The sequence below is a fragment of the Bacillus sp. TE9106W genome (assembly GCF_054062215.1).
Map to the genome: position 1 here is coordinate 1 of NZ_JBSSFA010000031.1, position 2,645 is coordinate 2,645.

General features: G+C 32.1%; 1 protein-coding gene, 1 rRNA gene and 4 pseudogenes. 3 read left to right on the forward strand and 3 right to left on the reverse strand.

What is annotated here, in order from left to right; translation table 11 throughout:
• Window positions 1–497 precede the first annotated feature (497 nt).
• Window positions 498–861 (forward strand): annotated as a pseudogene (locus tag ACVWY7_RS26920) (glycosyltransferase); the annotation flags it as partial.
• A 94-nt stretch (window positions 862–955) separates the two neighbouring features.
• Window positions 956–1,092: pseudogene (locus ACVWY7_RS26925) on the forward strand (class I SAM-dependent methyltransferase); the annotation flags it as partial.
• A 52-nt stretch (window positions 1,093–1,144) separates the two neighbouring features.
• Here the strand turns inward: ACVWY7_RS26925 and ACVWY7_RS26930 are convergent.
• Window positions 1,145–1,477 carry a hypothetical protein gene (locus ACVWY7_RS26930; RefSeq protein ID WP_456524071.1) on the reverse strand — a complete coding sequence of 111 codons (333 nt, stop codon included), beginning with the start codon at window positions 1,475–1,477 and terminating at the stop codon, window positions 1,145–1,147.
• Window positions 1,428–2,030, reverse strand: a pseudogene (locus tag ACVWY7_RS26935) (NAD-dependent epimerase/dehydratase family protein). Before ACVWY7_RS26935 ends, ACVWY7_RS26930 begins: the two are co-directional and overlap by 50 nt.
• A 68-nt stretch (window positions 2,031–2,098) precedes the next feature.
• On the opposite strand from ACVWY7_RS26935, the pseudogene ACVWY7_RS26940 reads away from it, so the two are divergent.
• Window positions 2,099–2,540: pseudogene (locus ACVWY7_RS26940) on the forward strand (glycoside hydrolase family 99-like domain-containing protein); the annotation flags it as partial.
• Window positions 2,541–2,554: 14 nt separating this feature from the next.
• Here ACVWY7_RS26940 and rrf read toward each other — a convergent pair.
• Window positions 2,555–2,645, reverse strand: a 5S ribosomal RNA gene (gene rrf, locus ACVWY7_RS26945); the annotation flags it as partial.

The following is a 2,645-nucleotide window of genomic DNA, read 5'->3' on the forward strand; positions in this document are numbered from 1 at the left end:
CAGGATCAAACTCTCCAATAAAGTTAGTTTGTCTAGCATCATAAAATAAAAATTGACGTTTCACGTTGTTTGTTTCGTTCAGTTTTCAAAGAACTACTTGGTCGCTCATTTGCGACTTCCTTATGTTAACATTTTCATCTTTCAATGTCAACTAAGTTTTTTATTTCGTTTGCCGCTTTCGACGTTATTGTCATCGGCGACTTGTTCTATATTACACCTCTAAAGTATAATCGTCAATACCTTTTATCCTTTTTTTTTTATAAATTATAAAGGATGTTTTTATACTCCTTCCCTAAAGATTAATAAACTAGTGCAGTCACTTTCATAATCGACAGTTTATACTTTCTAAAAAATGAATATCAGGCCAAACAAATATATATTAAAAGTAGCTTTTTTATTTCGATTACATTCACAATTATCTCCTACCACTTCTCTCTAGAAATTATAAATACACCATACATTTACTAAAATCTAATTAACTTAGGAGACGTTATAAAATGCATGTTAATAAGAAAATCATTTATTTATGTATCCCATGATGCCCATTTCCACGGAGCATAGCTGCTTTCTTTGCATACTATTAAAGCTCTTAAAGAAAACTTTCATTACTCCGTCGCAATTATTTCTATTGGAACGGGCATTTTAATCCATGATTTTTAAAAGTATGCTCCTGTTTATTGCCTATAGGAAGACTACCCAACGGAAATCAAGGTCGAATCATTAATAAAGAAGTTATTATCACAAGACTATACCATCGCTATATGCAGTACCTTCATAAGTGGTGATATAGTTGCATTACTAGCTAAACATAATATAAAAGTTATTTCATTAATACATGAATTGCCGCATTTAATACAACAAAAGCTGCTCTCAAACGAAAATAAACACCACCTGAAAATCCAGCAGATTATTAATGATACAACCTCTGGTTCTGTATTTAAACAATGGATAAAAGGTGTCTCTGCATCAATACGGACAAACGATCGTTAGTCCCTCTTACGTATGTGACAAAATTAAATTATTACCTTATAATCCTATGGTTTTTGGTGGGAACATCAAGACCTTTGGGTAATACAAAAAGAAATAAAATAATAAGCCATGCCCTACTTATACAGAAGTAGGGCATGGCTTATTATTTTATACTCTATAGGATCTCTTCAATCCATAGCTTATTTAATCTAATTCCAATTTTGAAATCTACTTTCGGTTCCCAATTACATTCTCGTCTTACCCTATCTATATTTAAAATGATTTTTTGAACATTTTCTTGCTTTTGTTTATAGCAGATAAAGTCCACTTTTCTTTCTGTTAATTTCTCCAATTCTACTATAATTCGTTTTAAAGAGAGCCCCTTGCCACTGCCTATATTATAAACACAAGAGTTCAAGTGATTGAATTGCGATAATTGTATAGTGACTTCCACTAAATCATCGATATATATAATCTCTTGCGGATTCCCGTATATTAATCTTTTCATTGCTAAGATGCTGATACAAAAAACAATTTATTGCTCCAACTTTCTTTAACGGGTTTTGATATTTTCCATACGGATTAGAATATCTACATACAACATAGTCCATTCCATACTTTTTCTTATAAAAGTACAAATGATTTTCAAGCGACACTTTTGTTATTCCATAAGGAGAAAGTGGTTTTAATGGATGTTTCTCATCAATAGGTAAATATTCTGTTTCACCATAAACTATGCCTCTAGAAGATGCTAATACAATTTTTTTAACAGGAAATTTTTAACGATTTCCATGAAATTAAGAAAAAAAGCTACTGTTCCTATCTCTGAAAACATCTTCAATTGAAGTTGCTACATTAAATGTTGCAGCTAAATAAATAATAATATCCACATTTGCTAAATCACCTTTAATAAATTCAACCTCACTTATAATATTTTGAGGGAATTTATTTATATGTCTAGAAAATACTTTTTTATTTTGACCTTGTTTCAATAAACCTAATGCAAGGTTAATACCAATGAAACTATTTCCACCTACTATTAAATAATTATTCTTCCCCATAATATCCTCTCTAGTAATAAGATTTTTACTTATCACACCTAGAAATACAAATAAATGAACTTGGACATAATATAAATGGGTTCGACGCTAGCATTCAATTCCAGCCTTTTTATACAATTGCTCATGATAGCTCTTCAGACATAAATAAGACGATATATGAGTCTGGTAAACAAATAAACGCTTGGGATTATGATAAAGTTTGAATGTATATATTAAAACGATCTCCTTTAAAGAAAAAATATTTCCTGGTTCCTTTGTTGACTGAGGCAACAAAGCACGTCGCAAGGACTTAAATAGCAGCATCTTCCTCGGTTCTACTCCTGAGAAGTTCACGATATATTTAAGTAAGCAAATCCATCTTACCCATTCTCTTTACAACAGCGAGTTTTTATTTATTAATACGTGGAATGAATGAGCAGAAGGTACTAGCATGAATTTGCCTATTTAGAAGGAGTTAAACAGGCAATTAAGAGAGGTATGAAGGCATACAAAAAAGACGAGTCATTCTGACTCGTCCTACAGTTGCTTGGCGACGTCCTACTCTCACAGGGACAAGGTCCCAACTACCATCGGCGCTAGAGAGCTTAACTTCCGTGTTCGGTATGGGAACGGGTG